The sequence below is a fragment of the Acinetobacter sp. ESBL14 genome (assembly GCF_036668815.1).
Classification (GTDB): Bacteria; Pseudomonadota; Gammaproteobacteria; order Pseudomonadales; family Moraxellaceae; genus Acinetobacter; species Acinetobacter gyllenbergii.
This window is the reverse complement of sequence record NZ_JAZEVS010000001.1, coordinates 745624-770831: the sequence shown is the minus strand read 5'-3', so window position 1 is coordinate 770831 and position 25208 is coordinate 745624. Positions and strand designations below refer to the sequence as shown.

At 41.0% G+C, this 25208-nt stretch carries 21 protein-coding genes; 10 read left to right on the top strand and 11 right to left on the bottom strand.

Going from position 1 to position 25208, the window contains the following annotated elements; translation table 11 throughout:
* The 4 genes from V6E90_RS03705 to V6E90_RS03690 form a co-directional block, all read right to left on the bottom strand.
* A complete protein-coding gene (locus V6E90_RS03705; RefSeq protein ID WP_332604529.1) occupies positions 1–1296 on the bottom strand; it encodes a LysM peptidoglycan-binding domain-containing protein in 1296 nt (431 codons plus the stop codon).
* Between the two features lie 12 nt (positions 1297–1308).
* Positions 1309–4107, bottom strand: coding sequence for a type VI secretion system Vgr family protein (locus V6E90_RS03700; protein ID WP_332604528.1), 2799 nt, complete (start codon positions 4105–4107; stop codon positions 1309–1311).
* Between the two features lie 237 nt (positions 4108–4344).
* Positions 4345–4707 (bottom strand): 5-carboxymethyl-2-hydroxymuconate Delta-isomerase, encoded by a 363-nt coding sequence (locus V6E90_RS03695; RefSeq protein WP_332604527.1) that lies wholly within the window; start codon positions 4705–4707, stop codon positions 4345–4347.
* A gap of 13 nt (positions 4708–4720) precedes the next feature.
* Positions 4721–6433 (bottom strand): AAA family ATPase, encoded by a 1713-nt coding sequence (locus V6E90_RS03690; RefSeq protein ID WP_016660291.1) that lies wholly within the window; start codon positions 6431–6433, stop codon positions 4721–4723.
* Positions 6434–6627: 194 nt separating this feature from the next.
* On the opposite strand from V6E90_RS03690, the gene V6E90_RS03685 reads away from it, so the two are divergent.
* Positions 6628–7593, top strand: a complete 966-nt coding sequence (locus V6E90_RS03685; protein WP_016540999.1) for an alpha/beta hydrolase — start codon at positions 6628–6630, stop codon at positions 7591–7593.
* 30 nt (positions 7594–7623) lie between these two features.
* On the opposite strand, the gene V6E90_RS03680 is transcribed toward V6E90_RS03685, so the two are convergent.
* Complete coding sequence (locus V6E90_RS03680; RefSeq protein ID WP_332604526.1) at positions 7624–8802, bottom strand: transcriptional regulator; 1179 nt, start codon at positions 8800–8802, stop codon at positions 7624–7626.
* Positions 8803–8929: 127 nt separating this feature from the next.
* Between V6E90_RS03680 and exaC the strand changes: the two genes are divergently transcribed.
* The 5 genes from exaC (at position 8930) to V6E90_RS03655 (ending at position 15159) form a co-directional block, all read left to right on the top strand.
* A complete protein-coding gene (gene exaC, locus V6E90_RS03675; RefSeq protein ID WP_332604525.1) occupies positions 8930–10441 on the top strand; it encodes an acetaldehyde dehydrogenase ExaC in 1512 nt (503 codons plus the stop codon).
* 208 nt (positions 10442–10649) lie between these two features.
* On the top strand, positions 10650–12080 hold the full coding sequence (eat, locus tag V6E90_RS03670; protein ID WP_332604524.1) for an ethanolamine permease: 1431 nt from the start codon (positions 10650–10652) through the stop codon (positions 12078–12080).
* Positions 12081–12103: 23 nt separating this feature from the next.
* Positions 12104–13489, top strand: a complete 1386-nt coding sequence (locus V6E90_RS03665) for an ethanolamine ammonia-lyase subunit EutB (protein ID WP_332604523.1) — start codon at positions 12104–12106, stop codon at positions 13487–13489.
* Positions 13490–13504: 15 nt separating this feature from the next.
* Complete coding sequence (eutC, locus tag V6E90_RS03660) at positions 13505–14317, top strand: ethanolamine ammonia-lyase subunit EutC (RefSeq protein ID WP_332604522.1); 813 nt, start codon at positions 13505–13507, stop codon at positions 14315–14317.
* Positions 14318–14433: 116 nt separating this feature from the next.
* Positions 14434–15159 (top strand): glutamine amidotransferase, encoded by a 726-nt coding sequence (locus V6E90_RS03655; protein WP_332604521.1) that lies wholly within the window; start codon positions 14434–14436, stop codon positions 15157–15159.
* 474 nt (positions 15160–15633) lie between these two features.
* Here the strand turns inward: V6E90_RS03655 and V6E90_RS03645 are convergent, their stop codons facing one another.
* A complete protein-coding gene (locus V6E90_RS03645; protein ID WP_332604520.1) occupies positions 15634–17361 on the bottom strand; it encodes a glutamine--tRNA ligase/YqeY domain fusion protein in 1728 nt (575 codons plus the stop codon).
* 167 nt (positions 17362–17528) lie between these two features.
* Here V6E90_RS03645 and V6E90_RS03640 point away from each other — a divergent pair, with 167 nt between their 5' ends.
* From V6E90_RS03640 to V6E90_RS03630, 3 genes are all read left to right on the top strand, one after another.
* Positions 17529–18038, top strand: coding sequence for a peptidylprolyl isomerase (locus tag V6E90_RS03640; protein WP_004661403.1), 510 nt, complete (start codon positions 17529–17531; stop codon positions 18036–18038).
* A 21-nt stretch (positions 18039–18059) separates the two neighbouring features.
* Positions 18060–18776, top strand: a complete 717-nt coding sequence (locus tag V6E90_RS03635) for a UDP-2,3-diacylglucosamine diphosphatase (RefSeq protein ID WP_332604519.1) — start codon at positions 18060–18062, stop codon at positions 18774–18776.
* 307 nt (positions 18777–19083) lie between these two features.
* Positions 19084–19737, top strand: a complete 654-nt coding sequence (locus V6E90_RS03630) for an oxygen-insensitive NAD(P)H-dependent nitroreductase NfsB (protein WP_016540986.1) — start codon at positions 19084–19086, stop codon at positions 19735–19737.
* Between the two features lie 40 nt (positions 19738–19777).
* Here the strand turns inward: V6E90_RS03630 and V6E90_RS03625 are convergent, their stop codons facing one another.
* The 5 genes from V6E90_RS03625 to tsaE all read right to left on the bottom strand — a co-directional run bounded on the left by V6E90_RS03625 (position 19778) and on the right by tsaE (position 24684).
* Entirely contained in the window at positions 19778–20638 is an 861-nt protein-coding gene (locus tag V6E90_RS03625; RefSeq protein ID WP_332604518.1) for an EamA family transporter, read from the bottom strand.
* 81 nt (positions 20639–20719) lie between these two features.
* Complete coding sequence (gene hfq, locus V6E90_RS03620) at positions 20720–21235, bottom strand: RNA chaperone Hfq (RefSeq protein ID WP_016540984.1); 516 nt, start codon at positions 21233–21235, stop codon at positions 20720–20722.
* A gap of 91 nt (positions 21236–21326) precedes the next feature.
* Positions 21327–22271, bottom strand: coding sequence for a tRNA (adenosine(37)-N6)-dimethylallyltransferase MiaA (gene miaA, locus V6E90_RS03615; RefSeq protein ID WP_016540983.1), 945 nt, complete (start codon positions 22269–22271; stop codon positions 21327–21329).
* A gap of 6 nt (positions 22272–22277) precedes the next feature.
* Complete coding sequence (gene mutL / locus V6E90_RS03610) at positions 22278–24218, bottom strand: DNA mismatch repair endonuclease MutL (protein WP_332604517.1); 1941 nt, start codon at positions 24216–24218, stop codon at positions 22278–22280.
* A complete protein-coding gene (gene tsaE, locus V6E90_RS03605) occupies positions 24208–24684 on the bottom strand; it encodes a tRNA (adenosine(37)-N6)-threonylcarbamoyltransferase complex ATPase subunit type 1 TsaE (RefSeq protein WP_016540981.1) in 477 nt (158 codons plus the stop codon). The genes mutL and tsaE overlap by 11 nt, the downstream gene beginning before the upstream one ends.
* 122 nt (positions 24685–24806) lie before the next feature.
* Between tsaE and imm48 the strand changes: the two genes are divergently transcribed.
* Entirely contained in the window at positions 24807–25199 is a 393-nt protein-coding gene (gene imm48 / locus V6E90_RS03600) for an Imm48 family immunity protein (RefSeq protein ID WP_262758382.1), read from the top strand.
* The last annotated feature ends 9 nt before the right edge of the window (positions 25200–25208 follow it).

The following is a 25208-nucleotide window of genomic DNA, read 5'->3' as shown; positions in this document are numbered from 1 at the left end:
TCACTCCTTAACCTTTTTATTATAAATAAATAAAGGAATTACAATTGAAGCCCCAGCTTGATGATTAATACTTGGGGCCTCTACACTTTTTTTACCTATATTTATCTGCCCCACACCACCAATGCCACTCACTTTTTTTCTTTCCCCAGTTTCATAATCTTGGGTCGTAGATTTTACATTTACAAATCCCACATTATAAGCTCCCAAGTTAACACTATTTGTTAGACTATATCCTGCTCCAGTTAATTCCGAAACATGTTTTGCATTAGTCTTAATATTACTTCCTGCAAGAGAAAATCCAATATCATCACTTATTTTTTTTGCATTTCCACCATGTAAATTTATTGCACTCTTATCAATACTTATAGAGTCTTCAACAGCATAATATAGCATCCAGTTACCGCGAGCATCGTAGGCTACTCCTATTTCTAAAGAAGCACCTAATATCTCCCACAACTGTGCTGCAATAGTTACAGAAATTTGTCGGGTATAATCTCCACTAACTTTAGTAACTGGGAATAAACCTTCAGTATATAATTTACTCAATATCAGCTTGTGATTACTTAGGCCTAAAAATTTTGCAGAATGATTTATTAATTTTAGCCTTTGACCTGCATAAAGACTATATGCATCAGTTATCCCATTATCTTTTTTAATTCTTTCTACATTTAAATTAAATTTTCTTGCGATACTTAATAAAGTATCGCCAACATTTACAATGTAATCTATTTCAATAAAATAGCCTTCTTTAGGAGCTGCAACTTGAAGCATCATTTTACTTGATGCATTAGCACTTCCAATAAATATTTTCTGACCTATTCTAATTTCATTTGCATCAGAAATATTATTATTTCTCATAAGTAGAGAAATTTCTTTGTTATATTTTTTAGCTATACTTGCTAAATTTTCACCAGACTTCACCTGATGATAGTCACTTTCATAAGTTTTAGACGACCCTTTTACTTCTGTTGTAACCAAAATCTTCATTAAACTTAATGGTAGTGTTAATATTGCTCCATTAAGGAAATAATCTTTCTCAATATTCTCCTGATAAATTTGTGTAAAGCTCTTATATTTTGTTGGACCACCTTTTACAAAAACTCTTAAAATTCCTTTTTCGGAATGAGTATATAAAGTTTTTATTACCTTTCCTTCTTTTGTAGTTTGATCTTTATCTAAAACTCTCGTTGTAGTAGGAAACACTAAACTTTGAAAAGTTACTTTATAATCTAGGTTCGGAATTTCTTCGTCTACATTCTTATATGTAAAGCGTAATTTAAATGCAATATTTGACATGATTTATACCAACTATTCTTTGCTATCTGTTTCATTTTCAATATAGCCAATAACTGGCTCATCTGTATCAATAAATACTTCTAAAGGCTCTGTAACTTCTGAATAAATCCTACTAGTCCGACCTCTTTCATCCAATACGCCTTCTAAATAAATTCCATCTTTTTTACGAACACGATAAGAAGTTTTTAAATAATCGGAATAAAGCCCAAGATTAGAAAAATCAAGACGATGGCTAAATTTTTTAACCTCAGCAAAAACTGGTTCTTTTAATATTGGTAAAGACGTATTAATTTTCGCCCCACCCATAAACAGATGCTGCCCTGCTTTTGCTTCAAACTTCCCACTGGTCACAGGGAAAATACCTGAACCATTCAGTTTGATCTGAGAGCCACCCGCAGTAATCACAATCTCTTTCGGACTACTGATCTCAATACGGTCTTCAGTCGAAATAATCTGGATGCCTTGCTTGGCAAGTAAATCCATGCCATCCGACTGCGCTTGGACTTCAAACTTACCTTTGGCAGCCACCTGTTTAATGCCATTCTGCGCAGCAAACACACTGATTCTATTTTGCGCATGCGTAATCAGATTTTTCTGCGTACTTAGATTGATACTATCGCCTGCAAACTGGTTGATCTGTCCATCCGCAGAGAGATAAATATCTTCATTGCTACTTAAACCAATACCCGCAGGTGAGTTCAGCAATAATAATGATTTTTTAAATTGTGCGATTTTCTCTTGGATCTGCTCCGCAAACTCTTTAAGTTGATCCAGCGATTCTATTTCATCGGTCTGTTGGTTCTTGGCAACTTCACTTAAGGCTTTGGCATTGTTTTGATTGCCCTCAAGCTGCTGTTTAGCAACTTGTGCGTCCAGATGTTCACCTTGGGCTTGATCCTGTTTATGCGTGGAAACGAGAAGACCTTCACCTGCCCGCACTGCACCCCATTGGTCGGTGCGTAACTCGAAACCTTCGCCGCGGTCTTCACTTTCAGCCTTGTCTTTGGGATGACTGAGTTTACCCAGATTCAGTTGGCTGGCGGCATGACTGCTTTGCAACTGGGCGCTGATCTGTCCTGTGGTGTCATCAAAGCGCAGTTGGTTAAAGCCTTCGCCCTGATATTCTTTCGATTTGATCCCTGCCAGTTTCTTGGTGTCTGGCAGCTTACCTACATGATCAAACTTGGTTGGGCTACGCAGGCCTTCATGAATTCTTCCCACCACAAATGGACGGTCAATATTGCCATCAAAGAAGTCAATCACCACGATTTCTCCAATACGTGGTAAGAAACGTGCACCATAGCCTTCACCTGCCCAAGGCGTCAGTACATCAACCCAAGCTGAATCGGTGTCATTGTCATTGGCACCCGCACCACCATCATGACTGTGGTCATCGTTACGGGTGAATAGGAAACGGACTTTAATCCGCCCCCATTCATCCACATGAATTTCTTCGCCGCTTGGCCCAACCACTTTGGCACGTTGCGGTGAGGCTGTTGGACGGTGTTGCAATGGGTTAAATTCGGGTACGGTTTTAATGCTGCGGCGTTGTAGCGTCAGTTGATTGGCTTGGCGTTCTTCTGTGTTATTAGATTGAGTGGGTTGCCAATTACTTTGTGCTAATAATTGATTGATCTGTTGATGTAGATCTTTGGGCAAATTGTTTTGGTTATAGAAGTTTTTGCCTATAATCAGGAATTCTTTATCGCTGCCAGCATGTTGATCAATTTCAGGATGTTCAGCCAATTCAAACCAGTAACCCACATGCGTGTCGCGGACGGTGGTATGGGCTGTAAATTGCTTGGATTGTAAGTCGTAATATTGACCGAGATTTTGATTCAGTTTTTCAATTTGTGCATTGCCCGATGGGGTTGCCCCATCTTCACCATTCAGGTCTTGCATCCATGCCGGTGAGAAATGCCATGCCTGTTCCAGCCCTAAACTGGCATTGTCGTATTGAGCACTGTGTTTATGTGTGCTCTGCACACTGCCTGCGCCATCTTCTTGTTCCAGTACATCGGCTTGCCAACGTTGTACATGCACGCTGCTCGGTTGTAAGCTGCGTTGCCCGACCAAACTGGTCATGCTGTCATATTGCTCTGTCGCACTGCTGCGGTGGTAACGAATCGTTCTTCTGTCTAGCGCTTGGTATTGGCTATTGTCATCAATCAAGCGTAGTTTTTGCGGCTGAATCGCGGCACTGCTTTGCGGAACGATTCGCTCGGCTTCATCAATTAACCAGCTAATCCCTTCGCTACGCATCAAAGATGTTAAAAATGCTTCATCTGATTGATTATATTGCATAATAAAAGGACGGATATCATAGTTCTGGCTCAGTCCGCTTAAGTCCAAAGTTAAGCTTGACGCAAATAAAGAACTCTTTTGTTGCCACTCTTTAAAGATAAGTTGCACGACATCAGGCACGCTCTTGTTCATAAACACGCGGCTGTTACGGCGCTGTTTCCACAGTGCGGTGGGATCTTCTAAAGTCAGCTTATAGACAGTTAGGCTACCATCCGATTGCCCTTGTAAGGCTTGAGTAATAATCCCTGTGACACGGGTCAATTGTCCATTATCGGTCACCGTATCAATTGCGGCTTGGCTACCAATAAATTGTTTAAGTGGAATGGTCGCGTTGGTCGATAAGCAAATTAATTCTGCTTTAAAGCCCGCATTCAGTTGATGCTGCCCATCAATACGCTGTAGGAAGACTTGAGTATTTAAATCTTGATTGGAAAACTGAATATGGATTGCACGTTTTTGTGCTGTAAGGCCCAAACTGTCCAAGGCCTGAAATATATTACTCAACATTATTTTAAAAATATTAACTAAAATTTACGTCATTTTATAAACAGCATACAAATCTGTCTATATTTTTAATGTTATGTTCTGCAACGAATATCGAAATAAGCCCTTTATTTTAATATAAACAGTTAGAATAATTAGCATTTTTTTTAAAGATCATTAAATAAAGACACACATCAATCAATATGTTTTATCAAATAAGGCCAATTCTCCCTATTTGATAAAACAGCGATGTTTTCAAAACTAAACTGTCGCTTTAAAATAATCTTCTTTGGGCATATCAATCACTTCAACACAGAGCTGAACGGGATAGCTGACCTCAGATTGCATATAGTTTTTTTGCTCCAATTGACGCAACAATGCCGCACCCGCTGCTTGCTTCTGCGCCTGCGTTCGTCCACTCAATATATACAGCTTTAAATGAATATAGGCCTCTTCTGTTTCATTCAAGCCAATTAAAAATACGTCATCTTTAAATGCACGGGATTTAATATCATTTGCGATAAACAATTCCGTTTCAACCAATGCAATATTCGCATCTTTTAATAATTGATGCGGATTTAATTCAGTTAAATTGGCTGAATAGTTGGCAATCAAATGCGGCATTTTTTTATCATTCCTATTCAATAAATAATAAGGCTAAACGGACTTGGTCATACGCCATTCGTGGACTAGTGGCTTCAACAATGGGACGTAATTTAATTGCACCATCATCAGTAAAATGTTCAGGATTTTTACGTTTATGCAGACGCTTATAAATCTTGCGCACTTCTTCAATCACTTCATCGCCTGGACTGGCAACTGAAATATCCAAACCCTGCTCTTTATGCAGACGTGCCAGATGATTGATAATCGTTGCAGGGGTTAAACCACGCTCATGTGCAATATCTTCAATTTCATAACCCTCTTCAAATAAAGTACGGGTTTCATCCAAGGTCGCTGCGGCATAGTTCTGTTTGGCACCCTTGGCAATTTTCTTTTCATTACGGGCAATTTCAGTGGCATTCAATGTGCCACCACAATGTCGAATAAAAGCATTATGCTGGGTGGTTAAATCAATATTTTCAAAGTTGGTTTCTGCTTCAGTCGATAATTCCTGAAAACGGCGATCTGCTTTAATCGCCAAGCTATCCAGTTCAAGTGCCTGTTCATTAAAGCCAAGTAGTTTCAGCCCCGTCAGTGATTTTAAACGTGATAGCGCCACATAGCCCTGACCTTTTTCAAAGGTATGAGTCAGATTAATCTCTGCGGCTTCCAAAGTCATTCCCTGACTTTTATGGATCGTAATCGCCCAAGCCAAACGCAAAGGAATTTGTTGGAAACTGGCAATCGCCTTCCCTGCTTCATTTTCAATCGACCATGTTTCAGGTTCAACCAAGAAGGTTGTACCATCAGTCAATTTCACTTTAGGCAAGATTCCCTGTTTATCATCCTCTTCAAAACCAATCACTTCACCCAAGCTGCCGTTGATATAACCCATATCAAAGTTGTTTTTAACAAACATCACTTTGGCATTTTTCTTTAAGGTCAGTTCTTCAGGCGCACGCACCGATGATTTTAAGGTTTCCATCAACTTTTCATTGCCATCGATAACCGCATTGAACTGATGGCTTTCATTGTCGATTTCATTGAGATGCTGATAATTAATATTATCGACATCCATATTGTGCGTATATAAACGAGTAAAGGTCTCGCCAATATCGTGCTGGCGCGATTGCTGCAAAGCACTAATATGGTTGCTTTGAATATTCTGGGCACGAATCGCATTTAAAATCTGATTGAGAATTTCATCATCCTGACGATGCTGTTCTGTTAGATAACAGACACGGAATTTGGCTTCGACCCATGCATCAGACATAAAGCAGAATTTATCGCGATTGCTTTCATCCTTTTTACCAACGGGCGGTAACTGAAAGAAATCACCTGCCACAATCACCTGAATCCCACCAAAGGCTTCGTCACTTTCTTTAAAGTATTTCAGGACTTGATTGACCAGATTCAGTTGCTTGGCGTGCAACATGGAAATTTCATCAATAATCAGAACTTGGGCATTTTCTAAATGCTCTTTTAAATATTTACGCTCTTTCATTCGCTTGAGGTCATCATCACTCAAACGATCTTTAATTCCAATCCCTGCCCAAGTGTGAATAGTCATACCATTCATATGGGTTGCCGCAATCCCTGTCGAAGCGGTAATTGCCACAGGTACTTTACGTGCTTTGAGATAATGGATGTATTGATTAAGCGTATAGGTTTTACCTGCACCTGCTGAGCCCGTTAAAAAAACATTTTCGCCAGCTTTAAGTAACTTGAGTGCAGTCTCTTGTTTCATAATTTCTTCAGTCAAAATCAACAGCGCATAGCTTAACGATTTTTTGCCCAAAATAAAAATGCAATACGAAATCTAGCCGCATTTCCTCATCAAACCTCTAACGTTGTTGAACGCTTGGTGTCGCATAATTGCATTGACATACAGATGATTTCATTTAATGTGGTTGTTAATGAATTCAGACTTGATCTATAAAAATGACTACTTCAAATCTCTATGCATATCAACCAGATATACTTGGTGAAAATTACCAGCAACTGACCTTAAATTTTGCTGATGATTATGATGGAAAAGTTGTTGCTACTTTGGTTCGCAAGAAGGCTGCTGAAGCGACCAAAAAAGCGGTTTTATATATTCATGGTTTTGCAGACTATTTTTTCCAAAAAGAAATGGCTGAACAATTTAATCAGCATGGCTACGATTTTTACGCTCTTGACCTGAGAAAATATGGTCGCTCTCGCCTCCCTCACCAAAAATTTTACTATGTGCTTGATTTACGTGAATACGATGCTGAGATCAGCAAAGCACTGGAAATTATCGGTCAAGAAAATCACAATCAAGTGCTACTGGCAGGCCATTCAACTGGCGGTCTAATCGCCACCTTATATGCTGCACATTATCCAGACCATCGCTTAATCAAAGCAGTCTGGAACAACAGTCCATTCTATGATTTCTATAAAAGTGTGCTTGAGAAAAAAGTGGGAATTCCACTCTTGAGCGAAGTAGGCAAACGCCTACCGAATGGCAAATTTCCAAGTGGTCTAAACCAATGGTATACCCCAAGCTTACATAAAGATTTTTATGGTGAGTGGGATTTCAATCTGGATTGGAAACCAAAAACCATGCCTTTTGTGCACTTGTCTTTTGTGACGGCGATTCACGAAGCGCAAAAAGAAATTCATCAAGGTGTGACTTTAAATGTACCGACTTTGATCATGCATTCACATCAATCCAATAATCCAAGAAAATGGGGAATCGACGCTCAACAAAGCGATGTGATTCTCGATGTCAAAGACATGACCCAGAATGCCAAGAAAATGAAAGGTGATGTACAAACCCTGTCCATTCAAAATGGTCTGCATGATTTGGTGTTATCTGCACCACCTGTGCGTGCACAGGTTTATAAAGATCTGTTTGCTTGGTTAGCAGAAAAAATCCAGTAATACTGACGACCCTTTTCAATATCAGGATGCTCAGTGGTCATGGTACTTGCTGAGCATATTTTTAGCAGGATGCGAAGCTGGCAGTAATTCCAGTAAACGTTCAGCAGCATCCACCGCTTCAGGTGAATAGGCCAGATGCTTCAATAAAGCGTCACTGCCCTGTGTCTGAAAAATCGCATGACTCAAACGGGATTCCAAGCCATCTCGCCATGCACATAAAAATGGGCTTTCAGTTTTGGCCAAAAAGATGCCCGTATAACATTGCAGTGCAGTACTGATATAACCGGCATCCAAGGCTTGCTCAAGTTGCAAGAAATCTGCCTCAATGGCAACGTTGAGACGATAAGGTCGTGAACCAAGTGCATCACCCAAACGATCCCTTAAATGCGACATTTCTGCCTTTAAGGTCCCAATACTAACTTTACGCTCACCATAGAGAGCCTGATGTAAATTCTCTAAATTCAACCCCTGCGGGCACAAGGCCAAAATCACCAGAATTTCAATTTGTCTTGGAGTTAAAGTTAAATTCCGTCCGTTCAGCAAGACCTGTGCCGTATTTAAAGTCCGAAAATACAGATGCTGCTGCTGTAACTCCTGCACCGCCATTTGCAAAATTGCGGCACAACGCTCGACGGCCAATAGCCCTAAACTATTGTGATTTTCCCATGTGGTCGATAAATCCACCACACCTAAAACCTGCTTGGAATAAGGGTCAATAATCGGTGCAGCATAACAAACCCAATCATGCACCGATGCCATATAGTGTTCATTGGAAAATACACAACTCGATTTACGGGTTTTGAGTGAAAGTGCCAAAGCATTGGTACCAACCAACTCTTCCTGCCACTGCCCCCCTGCAACAAAGTGAACTTGTTCAGCAGCATTGCGCATCTGTGTGCAAGATGCTGTCCAGATTATGGTACTGCCCATATCACCGACAGCAAGCACCATTGAAGACTGTTCTGCAATATGTTTTAGATCTTCCCGACAAGCTTGCAAGGCCAAGCTGAGTGAACTTCTTGGTTCAGTCAATTGATTAGATAAAGGTGCAGCCAGACGTTCTTTAGGAATTTCAGCCAAACTCGAACGCTCCCATGAACTGACAATACTCTGTTCCATTTTTTCAGCATGCTGCGGGTTGAGGCTACTTTGCGTTCTCAGTTGTTCAACCTGCTTGCGCTGTTGCAATAATTCCTTTTTTGTATGCATTTGTAATTCCCTACGTCCTTGACATGCAATTCCAACCTTTTTCCAACCTTTGCCGCGATATGTTCAGTGTTAATAACGTACTTGGTACTTTATTTAAAAATATCACAACACATAAAGGAGTATGTAGATGCGCTATGTTGATCCCAATCAATCTGGTTCAAAAATCCATTTTAAAGACCAGTATGAAAACTTTATCGGTGGGCAATGGGTTGCACCAGTCAAAGGAGTTTACTTTGACAATATTTCCCCTGTCGATGGCAAAAGTTTTACCCGTATTCCTCGCTCCAGTGCCGAAGACATTGAACTGGCACTGGATGCTGCCCATAAAGCCAAAAAAGAATGGAACAAATCCTCTCCGACCACACGCTCTAATTTGCTACTAAAAATTGCAGACCGCATGGAAGCCAATTTGGAAATGTTGGCGGTTGCTGAAACCTGGGATAACGGTAAGCCAGTCCGCGAAACACTGGCAGCAGATATCCCATTAGCCATTGACCATTTCCGTTATTTTGCAGGCTGTATCCGTGCTCAGGAAGGTGGTATCTCCGAAATTGATGAAGATACCATCGCCTACCATTTTCATGAGCCACTCGGTGTGGTGGGGCAAATCATCCCTTGGAACTTCCCGATTTTGATGGCGGCATGGAAACTGGCCCCCGCATTGGCAGCAGGTAACTGTGTAGTAATCAAACCTGCCGAACAAACCCCAGTCGGTATTTTATTGGTGGCGGAACTGATACAGGATCTATTACCAGCAGGTGTCCTCAATATCGTCAATGGTTATGGTGCTGAAGTTGGTCGCCCACTGGCCACCAGCCCACGCATTGCCAAAATTGCGTTTACTGGCTCAACCCAAGTTGGGCAATTGATTATGCAATATGCCACGGAAAACATTATTCCTGTGACTTTGGAGCTCGGCGGAAAATCACCGAATGTATTCTTTGCCGATGTGATGGATCATGATGATGATTTTCTTGATAAAACCCTTGAAGGTTTCGCGATGTTTGCGCTGAATCAGGGTGAAGTCTGCACCTGCCCATCTCGTGCTTTGATTCAAGAAAGTATCGCCGATCAGTTTATGGAAAAAGCCATCGAACGGGTCAAGCGAATTAAGCTTGGACATCCACTCGATACCGACACCATGGTTGGCGCACAAGCATCCTTAGAACAACAAGAAAAAATTCTACGTTGTATTGATACAGGCCGACAAGAAGGTGCTGAAATACTCTTAGGTGGACATGGTCGTAACGAAGTTGGTAATGGTTATTACATCGAACCAACCATCTTCAAAGGTCATAACCAGATGCAAGTGTTTCAGGAGGAAATCTTTGGTCCGGTGCTGTCTGTCACTACATTTAAGGATTTTGATGAAGCCATCCAGATCGCCAATGACACCATGTATGGTTTAGGTGCTGGGGTCTGGTCACGTTCAACCCATACCGCCTATCGTGCTGGTCGAGCCATTGAAGCGGGTCGAGTTTGGACCAATTGTTATCACATCTACCCAGCTCATGCCGCATTTGGAGGCTATAAAAAGTCAGGTGTAGGCCGTGAAAATCATAAAATGATGCTCGATCATTATCAACAAACCAAAAACTTGTTGGTGAGTTATTCAACCAAAGCGATGGGCTTTTTCTAAGTTTGTCGAACGATAAAAATACCGTATAAGTCTTGCGAAAAGAGCTTATACGGTCTTCGACAACCTGATGTTCATTGCTCAATAAACACGCTCTCCCCCCCACAAAACTGGATGATCCAAGCGAATAAAAATTAAATTTTGGCACAAGGTGTGCAACATCGGCATTGCTTTTGCATCTTGCTGATGAGACCCATACACGGAGCTTTGTATGAACAATCAAGACCCTATTTCTGCACTTTCAGCATCAACAACATCTTCCGAAGACTATTTTGCCCAAAGAAAACTCAAGCAAGGTGCCGTGGGCTGGTTATTACTGATCGGTTTAGGGGTCGCCTATGTCATTTCAGGTGATTTCGCTGGCTGGAATTTTGGTATTGCACAAGGCGGTTGGGGTGGCATGTTTGTTGCCACCGCAGTTGTTGCCGTGATGTATCTGTGCCTATGCCTTGCCATGTCTGAAATGGCGACCATGCTGCCAACAGCGGGTGGCGGTTATAGTTTTGCGCGTATCGCATTTGGCCCACTCGGTGGTTATTTAACAGGTACCGCAATTCTGATTGAATACGCGATTGCACCCGCAGCGATTGCGGTCTTTATTGGTGCCTATTGTGAATCGTTATTTGGCATTGGCGGCTGGCAAGTTTATTTAGCCTGTTATCTCATTTTTATGGGTATTCATCTCAAAGGTGCTGGTGAAGCCCTCAAAATTATGTTTGCCATCACATTGGTTGCGGCAATCGCACTGGCTATTTTTATTGCTGCGATGCTGCCTCATTTTAATTCGCAGAATTTGTTTGATATTCCTGCGGGGCAACAATTTGGCGCAAGCAGCTTTTTACCCTATGGCTATTTAGGCATTTGGGCAGCTGTTCCCTATGCAATTTGGTTTTTCTTGGCTGTTGAAGGTGTGCCCTTAGCCGCAGAAGAAGCTAAAGATCCGGCCAAATCACTGCCACGCGGACTGATTGGTGCGATGTTAATTTTAACCGCTTTTGCCCTACTGATTTTATTTTTGGGCGCAGGTGCAGCCGGTGCCAGTACCTTGCAACACTCCAGTGCACCATTAGTCGATGCGCTCGTCAAAGTCTATGGTCAAGGCACATGGTTGGCAAACTTTGTCAATTTTGTCGGCCTTGCTGGACTCATCGCCAGTTTCTTTTCGATTATCTATGCTTATTCACGCCAAATTTTCGCCCTCTCCCGTGCCGGCTATTTACCTACATCGCTGTCATTGACCAATAAAAATCATGCCCCTTATTTAGCCATCATTATTCCTGGCATCATTGGATTCTTGTTGTCCTTAACTAAAGAAGGAGATTTACTGATTTTAATTGCAGTCTTCGGTGCGACCATTTCTTATGTCTTGATGATGCTGTCACATATTAAGCTCCGCGTATCTCGGCCCTTAATGCACCGCCCCTATAAAACACCTGGTGGTATCGTAACCTCGAGCATTGCCTTAATTTTAGCTGCCATCGCAGTTGTCGCAGGTTTTCTGGTCAATCCTAAAGTGTGGTGTATTGCAGCAGGCATTTATATGGTCTTTATTGCCTATTTTATCTTTTATAGCCGCCATCAACTCATTCAAGGAACGCCAGAAGAAGAGTTTGCCCAGATCACCGCAGATGAAAAGCAATAATCAGTAAGATTAAGGAGAAGCGCATGCGTTACCGTCAAATCGTGGCCCAACAACACTATCAGTTTGCTGATCTTAAAACCTTGATGGCAAAAGCCACCCCTTTACGTTCTGGCGATCAACTGGCAGGCGTTGCGGCACAGGATGCAACTGAACGAGTTGCAGCACAAATCACGCTGGCAGATGTACCTTTAAAAAACTTTTTAAATGAAACCGTGGTGGACTACGAAAACGATGAAATTACCCGTCTGATTATTGATGAACATCGTGCTGATCTGTTTGCACCGATTGCACATTTTACGGTTGGTGATTTCCGCAACTGGTTACTGAGTGAAGATGCAACTACAGACAAACTGCAACAACTTGCAGCAGGTCTCACACCTGAAATGGTTGCAGCTGTCAGTAAAATTATGCGCAATCAAGACTTGATTTATGTTGCAAGCAAATGTGAAGTGGTGACCAAGTTCCGTAATACTATTGGCTTGAAGGGACATTTATCCACCCGACTGCAACCCAACCATCCGACCGATGATGTACTGGGCATTTCCGCCAGTATTTTGGATGGTTTAATGTATGGCAATGGTGATGCGGTGATCGGGATTAATCCTGCAACCGATAATCTGCATAATTTATCTGAACTGTTAAAACTGATCGATCACGTCATTCAGGAATATCAAATTCCGACCCAGTCTTGTGTTCTGACCCATATCAGTTCAGGCATTCAACTGGCAGAAAAAAATGTTCCAATTGACCTGATGTTTCAATCCATCGCAGGTACACAGAAAGCCAATGAAGGTTTTGGTATTTCTCTTGCCATGCTACAAGAAGGTTATGAAGCGACGCTGGCTTTAAACCGCGGTACGCTCGGCAACAATGTGATGTACTTTGAAACAGGCCAAGGCAGTGCCCTGTCCAGCAATGCACACCACGGCGTAGATCAACAAACCATTGAAGCGCGTGCCTATGCCGTGGCGCGTAAATACAATCCTTTATTGGTCAATACCGTAGTTGGTTTTATTGGCCCTGAATATCTGTATGACGGCAAACAAATTATCCGTGCGGGTCTGGAAGATCATTTCTGCGGCAAACTGCTCGGTCTGCCGATGGGCTGTGATATTTGCTATACCAATCATGCTGATGCCGACCAAAACGATATGGATGTGCTGCTGACCCTATTTGGTACGGCGGGAATTAATTTTATTATGGGCATTCCTGGCTCAGACGATGTGATGCTGAATTATCAAACCACCTCTTTTCATGATGCACTATACCTCAGACAACTGCTTGGGCTACAGCCTGCACCTGAGTTTGCATCTTGGTTAGAACAACAAGGTATTTTAAAACAGCAACAACAGCATATTCATTGGGCAGAACAGATGCCTGCTCAATTCTCCAAGTTATTGATGCATTGAATTGAGGAGAATCAAATGAAACTTTCCAAAGACATTCAATTTCCTGCACAGGCGCATCAAGACCCGTGGGAAACCCTAAAACAGTTTACCGATGCCCGTATTGCCATTGGACGTGCAGGTTGCAGTATCCCAACCCGCGCTTTACTGGATTTCCAACTCAGCCATGCTCAGGCCAAAGATGCGGTTTTTCAGTGCTTAAATGTTGAATTGCTGACTGAGCAATTACAGCAATTGGGGCTCAATCCCATCCATGTGCAAAGTCAGGCAGAACATAAAGAGCTGTATTTAAAACGACCTGATTTAGGACGTTTACTTTCAACCGATTCGATGCAACAACTTCAGCAGATGCAACAACTTCAGCAGAGTTATGATGTCTGCATCGTGATTGGTGATGGTTTATCTGCCCGCGCCATTGAAGAAAATGCACTGCCTTTTATACAGGCACTAATCCAGCCTTTTGCAGAACAACAATGGTCTTTAGCACCCGTTGTGATTGCCACAGGCAGTCGTGTTGCTTTAGGTGATGAAGTCGCTGAAATTTTTCAGGCGCGTATGCTGATTATGCTGATTGGTGAGCGTCCGGGTCTCAGTTCGCCTGATAGCATGGGACTCTATTACACCTTGGATGCATTCAGTGGCTGTCTGGATTCACAACGCAACTGTATTTCAAATATTCGTCCAGCAGGATTAAGTATTCCGATTGCTACTCAACGTTTACTGGCTTTAATGCATAATTCCAAACGACTGGGGCTTTCTGGCGTTGACTTGAAGGATGAACATGTTATTCCAACTCTAGAAGACAATCATCAACCTAAACTGCTTTTTTAAAATGGCGATGTGGGCAATACTATTTTTAAGCGCCGCCCACAGCGTACAACATCAAGACATCTGTCTTAAAAATGATTTAAGATACAACATAATTTTTATCCAATTGGTACTCGGTTATGACCCTCGCCGCTCATCTCAAAACTGTTTATGCCATTCAACATCTAGCTTTTGAAGACCTAGGCTCATTAGAAGATATTTTTTATCAATTCGGTTTCCGTGTCCGTTATTTCGAAGCGGGTGTCGATGATCTGAGTCCTGCACTTAATTATGAAGGCTTAACCGTAATTCTTGGCGGTCCAATCGGCGTCTATGAAACCGAGGACTATCCATTTTTAGTAGATGAAATTGCAGGTTTAAAACAACGTTTAAAAGCCAATAAACCAACGATTGGGATTTGCTTAGGCGCACAACTGATTGCGCATGCATTGGGTGCAAAAGTCTATGCAGGACACCAAAAAGAAATCGGTTGGAGTCAGTTGGACATTAAAGCAGTTGAACATAATCCTTTAACTGCACTGGAAAATGTCGAAGTCCTGCATTGGCATGGCGATACCTTTGATTTGCCTCCAAATGCAACTTTATTAGCAAGTTCTGCAATTTATCCAAACCAAGCTTTTTCTATTGGCAACAATATTTTGGCACTGCAATTTCATCTTGAGGTGGTTGGGCAAAGTTTTGAGAAATGGCTGATCGGGCATACCTGTGAAATACGCCATGCAGGCTTACCCATTCCTCAATTGCGTCAAGATAATCAAGCTTATGCAATGCAACTTGAAAATCAAACCGTAAAAGTAATCCAGCATTTCCTCGACCGTTTAGGTTTGAACTCAAACGTTTCTTGATATTACTCTCAATGATCTACCCGCTACGACGAAACCGATGCAGCGGGTTGCTCTACTATCAAAAAATATAAAAAATCTTTTTTTATTAAGTCCTATACCTGCATGTAAATAAACACTTTATATCGTTATTCATAACGTTATAGGACAATTTTAAAAGCTTAAGCTCAAAATATTGAAATAGCATCTCAGTCACAATAAGATTGATCAAAACATAGGGTCATCACTCTATATTCTTAATATTTTAGTGATTGCAAAAATGGTATTTTTAAAATTTATCAAAAGTTTTAATACGATTAATACTTACTTAGTCGTATCTGTTTTTTTCTTAATTGCTCTTTTGATTTATTTCTACCAAATCAATCCTACTTAATTTTAAAATAAGAAACATCAATCATGAACAGATTGTTCCTGCGACTATTTAGGTTACATTTTTATTTGAAAAAAAGGCCTAATATAAATTAGGCCTTTTTATGATTATTTCTTATCTGCTTTAAAGCTATCTTTCAGATCCAGAATACGGTTAAACACTGGCTTATCCGTTTGGTGATCATACTGGTCTGCAACAAAATAGCCTTCACGTTCAAACTGGAAACGATCTTCAGGTTTTGCTTGTGCTAAAGCAGGCTCAATCACCGCTTGTACCACTTGCAGCGATTCTGGATTTAAATGTACCAAGAAATCATCATCTGCATCTGGTGCTGCTTCGTTAAACAAACGATCGTAAATACGAACTTCCGCAGGTACACCTTTGCTCGCAGAGACCCAATGAACCACACCTTTCACTTTACGCCCTTCAGGGTTTTTACCTAAAGTTTCAGGGTCGATTGAACACTTCAACTCAACCACTTCACCATTGGCATCTTTAATCACTTCATCACACTTGATCACATAAGCATGGCGTAAACGCACTTCGCCATCAGGAATCAAACGCTTAAATCCTTTCGGCGGTACTTCTTCAAAATCTTTACGATCAATATAAAGCTCACGCGTTAAAGGAATGATACGTTCGCCCATATCTACGTTTGGATGACGTGCATGAGTGAGATCCAATTCTTCAGGTAAATTGGTCAACGTCACTTTCAGCGGATTGAGTACGGCCATGCCACGTGCGGCGGTATTTTCCAAAGACTGACGAATACAGAACTCAAGCATTGCCACATCGACAATACCATCCGTTTTAGAAACACCAACACGCTTACAGAAATCACGCAGACCTTCAGCGGTAAAACCACGACGACGCATTCCCACAACCGTTGGCATACGTGGATCATCCCAGCCCTGTACATAATTGCCTTCAACCAATTTACGCAATTTACGTTTAGAGGTAATCGTATAGTCAATATTTAAACGTGAAGATTCATACTGACGTGGTACGGCTTGCGAATGCACTTTCTCTACAATCCAGTCATAGAATGGACGATGGTCTTGGAATTCTAAAGTACACAATGAGTGAGTAATACCTTCAATCGCATCCGACAATGGATGAGCATAGTCATACATTGGGTACATTTTCCATTTATCACCGGTTTGGTGATGCTCTGAATGCAATACACGATAAAGAATCGGATCACGCATATGCACGTTCGGGCTAGCCATATCAATTTTGGCACGGAGGACAGCACCACCCTCTTGAATTTCACCATTACGCATTTGTTCAAAACGCGCAAGGTTCTCTGCAACGGTTGCATCGCGATACGGTGAGTTTTTACCTGGCTCGACGAAATTACCACGGTTCAGCTTGATTTCTTCTGGAGTTTGCAAATCAACATAAGCATCCCCTTGTTCAATCAATTGAACAGCCCATGTATAAAGTTGATCAAAATAACCTGATGCATAACGAGGCTCACCATTCCAGTTAAAGCCCAACCATTTCACATCATTGGCAATACCATCAACGTATTCTTGCTCTTCGGCATCTGGATTCGTGTCATCGAAGCGTAAATTACATAAACCTTCGAACTCTTCAGCGATACCAAAGTTCAAACAAATCGCTTTGACATGACCAATATGTAGATAACCATTTGGCTCAGGCGGGAAACGTGTCACTACTTTTTGGGTACGCCCTTCTTTAAGATCATCGGTAATCACTTGACGAACAAAGTCTAAGCCTGCCTGTTGTTCTTGCTGCGCGGCATCGACAGAGGCATGGGTATTCGGCGTCGGGGTCTTTGGCAGTTCAGAAACAACATCATTTGGCTTCATAGGGTGTAAATCACTTCTTACAGTTAAAAAGGGGAAATAAAAACGCAATCTTTGCTATTTATGAAAGATTTTAACGTTTTTTACTTGCCTTGTAGTTTACAGTTTGCTTATGCTTCTCTCAACCAAAAACCCATGGTCAATTTGCCCATGTTTAGGAGATTAATGTAATGAGTTTTCCTCAAGTCGAATTAAACACCAACAAAGGTCGTATTGTTCTTGAGCTTAACGCTGAAAAAGCACCAAAAACGGTTGCAAATTTCTTAGAATATGTACGTGACGGTTTCTATGACGGCGTAATTTTCCACCGCGTGATTGATGGTTTTATGATCCAAGGCGGTGGCATGGACGAAAACTTCAAAGAAAAAGCAACCCGTGATTCAATCGAAAACGAAGCTGACAACGGCTTAAGCAACGATGAAGGCACAATTGCAATGGCGCGTACTCAAGCTCCGCACTCTGCATCTGCTCAATTCTTTATCAATGTTAAAAACAACTCTTTCTTAAACCACACTGGTAAAACAGCACAAGGCTGGGGTTATGCCGTATTTGGTAAAGTTGTTGAAGGTCTTGATATCGTAGAAGCGATCAAAGGCGTACGTACAGGTAACCGTGGTTATCACGCAGATGTTCCTTTAGAGAACGTTGTTATTGAATCTGCTAAAATTATCTCTGAATAATTTTATCCAACAGGATTCTTTGTGACTTATCTGTTTATTTCAGATCTACACTTGTCACCTGATCACCCTCGACTCGTTCGAGGGTTTTTAGCTTTATTGAAACAATATCAGGATAATAACACGCAGCTCTATATTTTGGGTGATTGGTTTAACGCTTGGATTGGGGATGATTACACCGCCCCATGGTTAGATGAAATTGTCAGCGCTTTGCAAAAATTCACCGCAGCGAATAACCAAGTTTATTTCCAAGTGGGTAATCGTGATTTTGCCTTAGGTCAAAAATTCTTAAAACAATTCGATGGCATTTTACTGCCTGACGTTTATACCTTAAATATTCAGCAACATACGTTCCGACTGGAACATGGTGATGCGCTCTGTACCGATGATGTTGCTTATCAACGTTTTCGTAAAGTGATTCGAAACCCTCTACTACTCGGCTTTCTGAAAAGCTTGCCACTCAGCTTTAGACAAAAACTTGCCAATGGTTTCCGGAAAAAAAGTAGCGAAACCAAACAGCTAAAAAGCTATGACATTATGGATGTCAATGCTCAAGCAGTCGAATCCGTGATTGAACACGTTGATTATTTAATTCACGGTCATACCCATCGTCCAGAGATTCACCATGTCCTGAATAAACAACGTATTGTTTTGGGGGACTGGCGAGCAGATTCAGCTTGGATTTTAGAACTCAATCCACAAGAAAATTATCAATTAGATTTTAAACAGTGGTTTTATTAATTAAGCGTTCTTTAGCTGCTTTAGTGCCCTCTTTTAATATTTTTATGCCTTACACCCTTCTTAATCCATTAACTTCTTGTATTTGATTAGAGCTTTGGCTAATTTTTAAATTTTTTGCGCTTCGCTAAATCTTCAATCAGTTATCTCCTTGTTCAATCAGTTATCTCCTTGCACTTAATCAGAACATTAGTCGCTCTGATCAAGCTCATATACGACTTAAATCTATATAGAAATCACATTTAGCTACTTTTCGTGAAATTTAGATCAAGTAAAATAAATTAAATTTTTAAAATCGAGTAAATGACGGATGGATACTTTAGCTACAGCAAAAACACGTTACGCCACAAAAGCTTATGATGCAGAGAAAAAAATTCCTCAAGCGCAGTTTGAGAAGCTGTTAGAAGTATTACGTTTCAGCCCTTCCTCAGTCAATATTCAACCGTGGCACTTCTTGGTTGCAGAATCTGACGAGGCAAAGCAGCGTATCGCATCAGCATTGACAGGCAATTACATCTATAACGCAGCCAAAGTTCTCAATTCTTCACATACACTCGTATTTTGTACCCGTACAGATATTTCAGCCGAATATCTAGAGCAACTCTTACAGCAAGATGATCTCAGTGGTCGCTTTAAAGATGAAGCAGCAAAACAAGGCCAGCGAGATACCCGTTCTGGTTATGTTGAGTTTTATCGTAATGAACTTAAAAATCTTCCTGCATGGATGGAAAACCAGACTTACCTTGCACTCGGACAACTGTTGTTTGCAGCAGGTTTAGAAGGCATTGATGCCACCCCAATGGAAGGATTTGACCGAACACTGATTGATCAAGAGTTTGGATTAACCGAAAAAGGGCTAAAAGCCTCTGTAGTTGTTGCTTTAGGTTATCGCAGCGAAACGGACTTCAATGCCAAACTACCTAAATCACGACTCCCAGATGAGGTTGTTTTTACCCGTCTCTAATGATTTATTCTCAGGGAGTAACGCGGCTTACTCCCTTATTTTATTTCATCATTGCTTTGGCCAAACACAGAACTGCGACCACCCCACTGATCAATCCAATCCAGGTATAGGCCTTTAACCGTTCTTTAAATAGTACCACGCCACTGAGTACCCCCAATACCACGACAAGAATATTCATACCTGCAAAAACAATGGCTGGCGTTTCTTTGAACATCATATGGGCTTTGACATATAAGGCAATATTGGCAAAATTTAATACACCTAAAAATAAACCTGTAAAAATATTTTTAGGCTGCCAGTTCGGCTGAGTAATTGCGATATAAGCAATGGATAAAATAAAGGCTGCAATAAACGTTAAATTCAGTGTGACTGCAAACTGCAAACCTAAACTACTACTATATTTAAGTAATATATCGACAGCAGCATAACCCGCCCAAACACTAAACAAAAACAAGGCTGATTTTAAATTCATGCCTTTACTTGCCTGCTCTGTGGCTTGTCCAATAATAATCGCTAAAATTGCAATGATGCCCAGCACGACACCAATTAATTTTAATTGGCTAAACTGCTCGCCAAAAATAAAATAGGCTGCTAATAAAGAAAGGATGACAGCAAGGCGCTGAGCAATCTCCGTTTTCAGAATCCCAGCAAATTGCAAAGACTTTGCTAAGCATAAAAATATACTGGGCAATAACACGGCTAAAGTGAGAATTAACCACCATGGGGTATTATTTAAAGAGATATGTGTAATATCAGTTTTAAACCAATAAAAACATAAGAGACTTGCGCTTAAATAATTCCACGCAATCATTTGAAAAACATCGAATCCCTTTGCTTTTAGGTATTTCAGTAAAATCGAAACCAATACACTACAACATGCCGCGGCTACAATCATTTCCATAGTATTTATTCTAGCTTTCTCATAGACAAAAAAATGCCAGTCTATTCTAAGACTGGCATTTTATTAAAGATCATCGATCAATTAACGATTGTTTTCGTCTTCTTGACCATCTTCAAATTTAGTTTCGCCGTCGAAGCCACCTTGATGACCGAAGCCACCTTGACCACCGAAGCCACCTTGACCACCGAAGCCGCCGCCTTGACCACCGAAGCCACCTTGACCACCGAAGCCCCCTTGACCACCGAAGCCGCCGCCTTGACCGCCGAAGCCGCCTTGACCACCGAAGCCGCCACCTTGACCACCGAAGCCACCAGCAGCGCCTTGACCACCGAAGCCACCAGTCGCACCTTGTGCAGGGAAGCCACCAGCAGTACCTTGAGCACCAGCTGGACGTGGGTTACGCGCAGGAACAACTGTAGAAATCGCGTGTTTATAAACCATTTGACTTACAGTGTTTTTCAACAAAACAACATATTGGTCAAATGACTCAATATGACCCTGCAATTTGATACCGTTTACAAGGAAAATAGAAACTGGAATACGTTCTTTACGGAGAGAATTTAAGAACGGATCTTGTAAAGTTTGACCTTTAGACATTTTTAACTCCAAAAAATTTTTAAATCAGCGCAAAAAAACTATCTTTATTTTTCAACTAAAAATTATAAAAAGACAGCCTGCGAATTTTGCTTTATCCAAAGAAGTTTCGCAAGTCTTCTTTCGCCTGCTTTATCGTCACGTAAGTTTTAAAATCGTGTAATTCTTGCAAAGAACGTAACCAAGTGTATTGACGTTTGGCTAATTGCCTCGTCGCAAAAAGGGCTTTGTTCTCCATTTCTACTTTATTTTTGAGACTTAGGTCACTTTTTAGTAAAAAATCCAAAGCTTGACGATAACCGACGGACCGCATGGACGGTAAATTATCATTTAAATCGTATTTTTTAATCAATTCCTCTACTTCATTTAAAAAACCAATGTTCCACATTTTGCTTAATCTTTGCTCAATGCGTTGATGTAATTCTAAACGATCTGGCATCAATGCGTAGTTATGAAATATGTAACGATATGGTTGATTTTTGGGCTGTTCAGCTTGTAGTTTTGTTATCGGCTCGCCTGTAATTCGATAGACTTCCAATGCTCGAATAATCCGTTGTTTATCTGAGACTTTAAATTTTTGCCCTGCAACAGGATCAACAGCTACTAACTCATCATAAACCGCTTGCCAGCCTTCATGATCAGCCTTAGCAACAATTGCATCACGGATTGCTTGGTCAGCATTTGGCAAATTATTCGCTAGCCCTTCTAACAGTGCTTTAAAATATAGCATTGTGCCACCGACTAAAATCGGGGTTTTACCGCGTGCATGCATATCATCGACCAATGGGCAGACATCTTCAACAAATTGTGCTGCTGAATAAACCTCTAAAGGCGTAATAATATCAATCAAATGATGCGGATATTGTTGTTGCTCTTCTTTGGTTGGCTTTGCTGTGCCAATATCCATATCTTTATACACTAAAGCCGAATCTACCGAAATCAGCTCGAAATTACCACGCTCATAGAGTTCACATGCCAATGCAGTTTTACCACTTGCGGTAGGCCCCATTAAATTGATGACGGGCAATTGATTTGACATGTAAAACTACTCTCCTCGAGCAAATAATTTATCTAATTGATGAAGTGGAAATGCGCGCCAAGTCGGACGACCATGATTACATTGACTGGCAAATTCGGTTTGTTCCATTTGACGCAATAAAGCATTCATTTCCGATAGGCTTAACTGGCGATGTGCACGTACAGCGCCATGACACGCCATACCCGCAAGTAGCTCATCACGTTTTTGCAATAAACCTCGCGCCTCATCATTCGGATCAAGATCATTTAACAATTCAGGAACTAAATTTCCGAAATCAGCTTTATGCAAAATCGCAGGTACACCACGCACAATCACCTGCTCATCGCCATACTGATCAATTTCCAGACCTAAGCGCTGCAATTGTGGTTGTAAATCTTCAACGCGAGTCGCTTGCATTCGCGTAATCGAAACAACTTTAGGAATCAATAGTTGCTGTGAGGTCCAGAATTCAGGTTTATCCCATGCCGACTTCATCTGCTGCAACAAAATACGTTCATGTGCTGCATGCATGTCCACAATAATCAGGCCTTCAGTATTTTGCGCCAAAATATAGATGCCATGCAGTTGTGCGATTGCGATTCCTAAAGGAAACTCATCCACACGTGATGGCCCTTGATCATTTCCATCTTCTGTTTCTTCACGTAAAGGCGCTAAATAGCTTTTGAGTGCATTATTTAACTGTGCAGAGCCGTTATAACGTGGTTCTTGTGGTGTTGAATTATACTGCACTGCTTGTGGACGGCTTTGATTAAACTCAGTCAATAAATCTGTCGAAACAGCAACCTGCTGATTGGCTTGTCGCTCAGGCTCAGCGACTGCTCGATGCAAATTAAATTGTTCTTGGTATTTAGGTTGAGGCTGATAATTAAAGTGTTCTGTTGCACCCTCATCTGTTTTCATTGCCTGTGCTAAATCTGCACTGGCGGTCTGAAATTGAGACAAAGTTGCTTTGGCATAGTGACGTACAAATTCATGTACTTCACGCTGATTTAAAAAACGAATTTCATGCTTGGTCGGATGTACATTCACATCAATATTTTCAGGATCAACTTCTAAAAACAATAAATAAGATGAATGTTGATGACCATGCAAAATCCCTTCATAGGCCATACGTAAAGCGTGTGAAATGGTTTTATCTTTGACAATACGACCATTCACATAGACATATTGCATGTCAGCCTGCGCACGTGCATCAGAAGGGTGTCCCAACCAGCCCGATAAACGCATATTGATACTTTCAGCATCAATCCAGTAGGCATTTTGAATAAACTGTTGACCCAATAATTGCTGAACACGTTGATAACGTAACTCACCGCTATCCGCCACAGGCAGATTTAAACGAATATTATCGTTATGTTCCAGTACAAAGCGAATATCAAAATGCGTCAACGCCAAACGGCGCACAATTTCTTCAATATGATTAAATTCAGTGCTTGGTTTTTTTAAGAATTTACGACGCGCTGGCACATTAAAAAATAGATCTTGGACACGAATATGCGTGCCTTTTTGTGCAGCCACTGCTTGGATCTGTTGATGATCGAATGCCGTACCATTCACTTCAACCTGATATCCCACACCCTGCTCATCTTGGCTACTGGTCAAAGTTAAACGTGATACAGCTGCAATTGATGCCAATGCCTCACCACGGAATCCTAAACTAACAATGGCATGTAAATCATCTGCAGTTTGAATTTTACTGGTGGCATGACGCATCACAGCCAAAGGTAAATCCTCAGCGTGAATACCATTACCATTATCAATGATTTCAATCAGGGTCGAGCCGCCTTGTGCCACTCGAATAATTAGTTCAGTTGCACCAGCATCAATCGAGTTTTCTAATAATTCTTTGACTACTGATGAGGGACGTTCAATCACCTCACCCGCAGCAATCTGGTTGGCTAAGGCAGCATCTAGGGTATGAATACGACGAGTTGAATCATGCGCCATTCAATTGTTCCTGCAAAGTTTGAGATAAAGCATCAGACGCCGTGGTCAAAGTCACGAATCGAGTCAGTTCATCTTCCGATTTTTGAATATCAATCACAATATCTGGTTTTGGAATTTCATCACCACCTTTCGATGGCCATTCAAATAAAAATAAAGCATCAGGTGTATCTAAATAATCACGGATACCCATTAACTCTAACTCATAGGGATCATTCAAACGATACAGGTCAAAATGAAAGATCTCTTTACCTTGAATGGTATAAGGTTCAACCAAGGTATAAGTTGGACTTTTGACCGCCCCCTGATGCCCTAACTTTTGTAGAAAATAACGGGTAAATGTGGTTTTTCCTGCACCCAAATCACCAATTAAATAAATAATGCCTGAGTGCACATGCTGAGACAGTATTTGTGCAAAATGTTGAGTGTCTTGTTCATGATTTAGAGTAAATTTCACTGAAGATGACATGGCAAATAAAACAAAATTGGGATGGCAGCTATGATAACATTGCCCTGCTTTAAAGCCTAATCCATAGCAAGAAGTTGCTATTTTTTAAAACAACACCTAAATTATTTTCTGAGGAAACTGTTGTGGACGAACATCGAAAACTCATTTCGAAATTTACGCATCAGCTTTTTTTATCAATCGACAAATCTTTTGAGACAACAACTGAGCTAGAACGGCAAATTCTTGCAAGTTTTAGTTTTGGTGCAATTCATGCCCAATGTTTTTTAAAACAACTTCCCGCTTTAGACATTCATCAGCTTGCAATTTTTATTTTTACTACAGAATTTAAATATGCGCCGCAACAAGCACAAGATTTTGTAGAACATCTTATTGAAGTTGCTAGTGATAAAGAGCTTCACCCAACCACTCATGTAATCATTCATAGAGGAATTGATGGGCACAAGCAATTTATCAACTCAGATTATGTGAATCTAAGCAAAAACATCAACGAGATACTTCGTCTCATTTGTCCTTAAAATACCAAA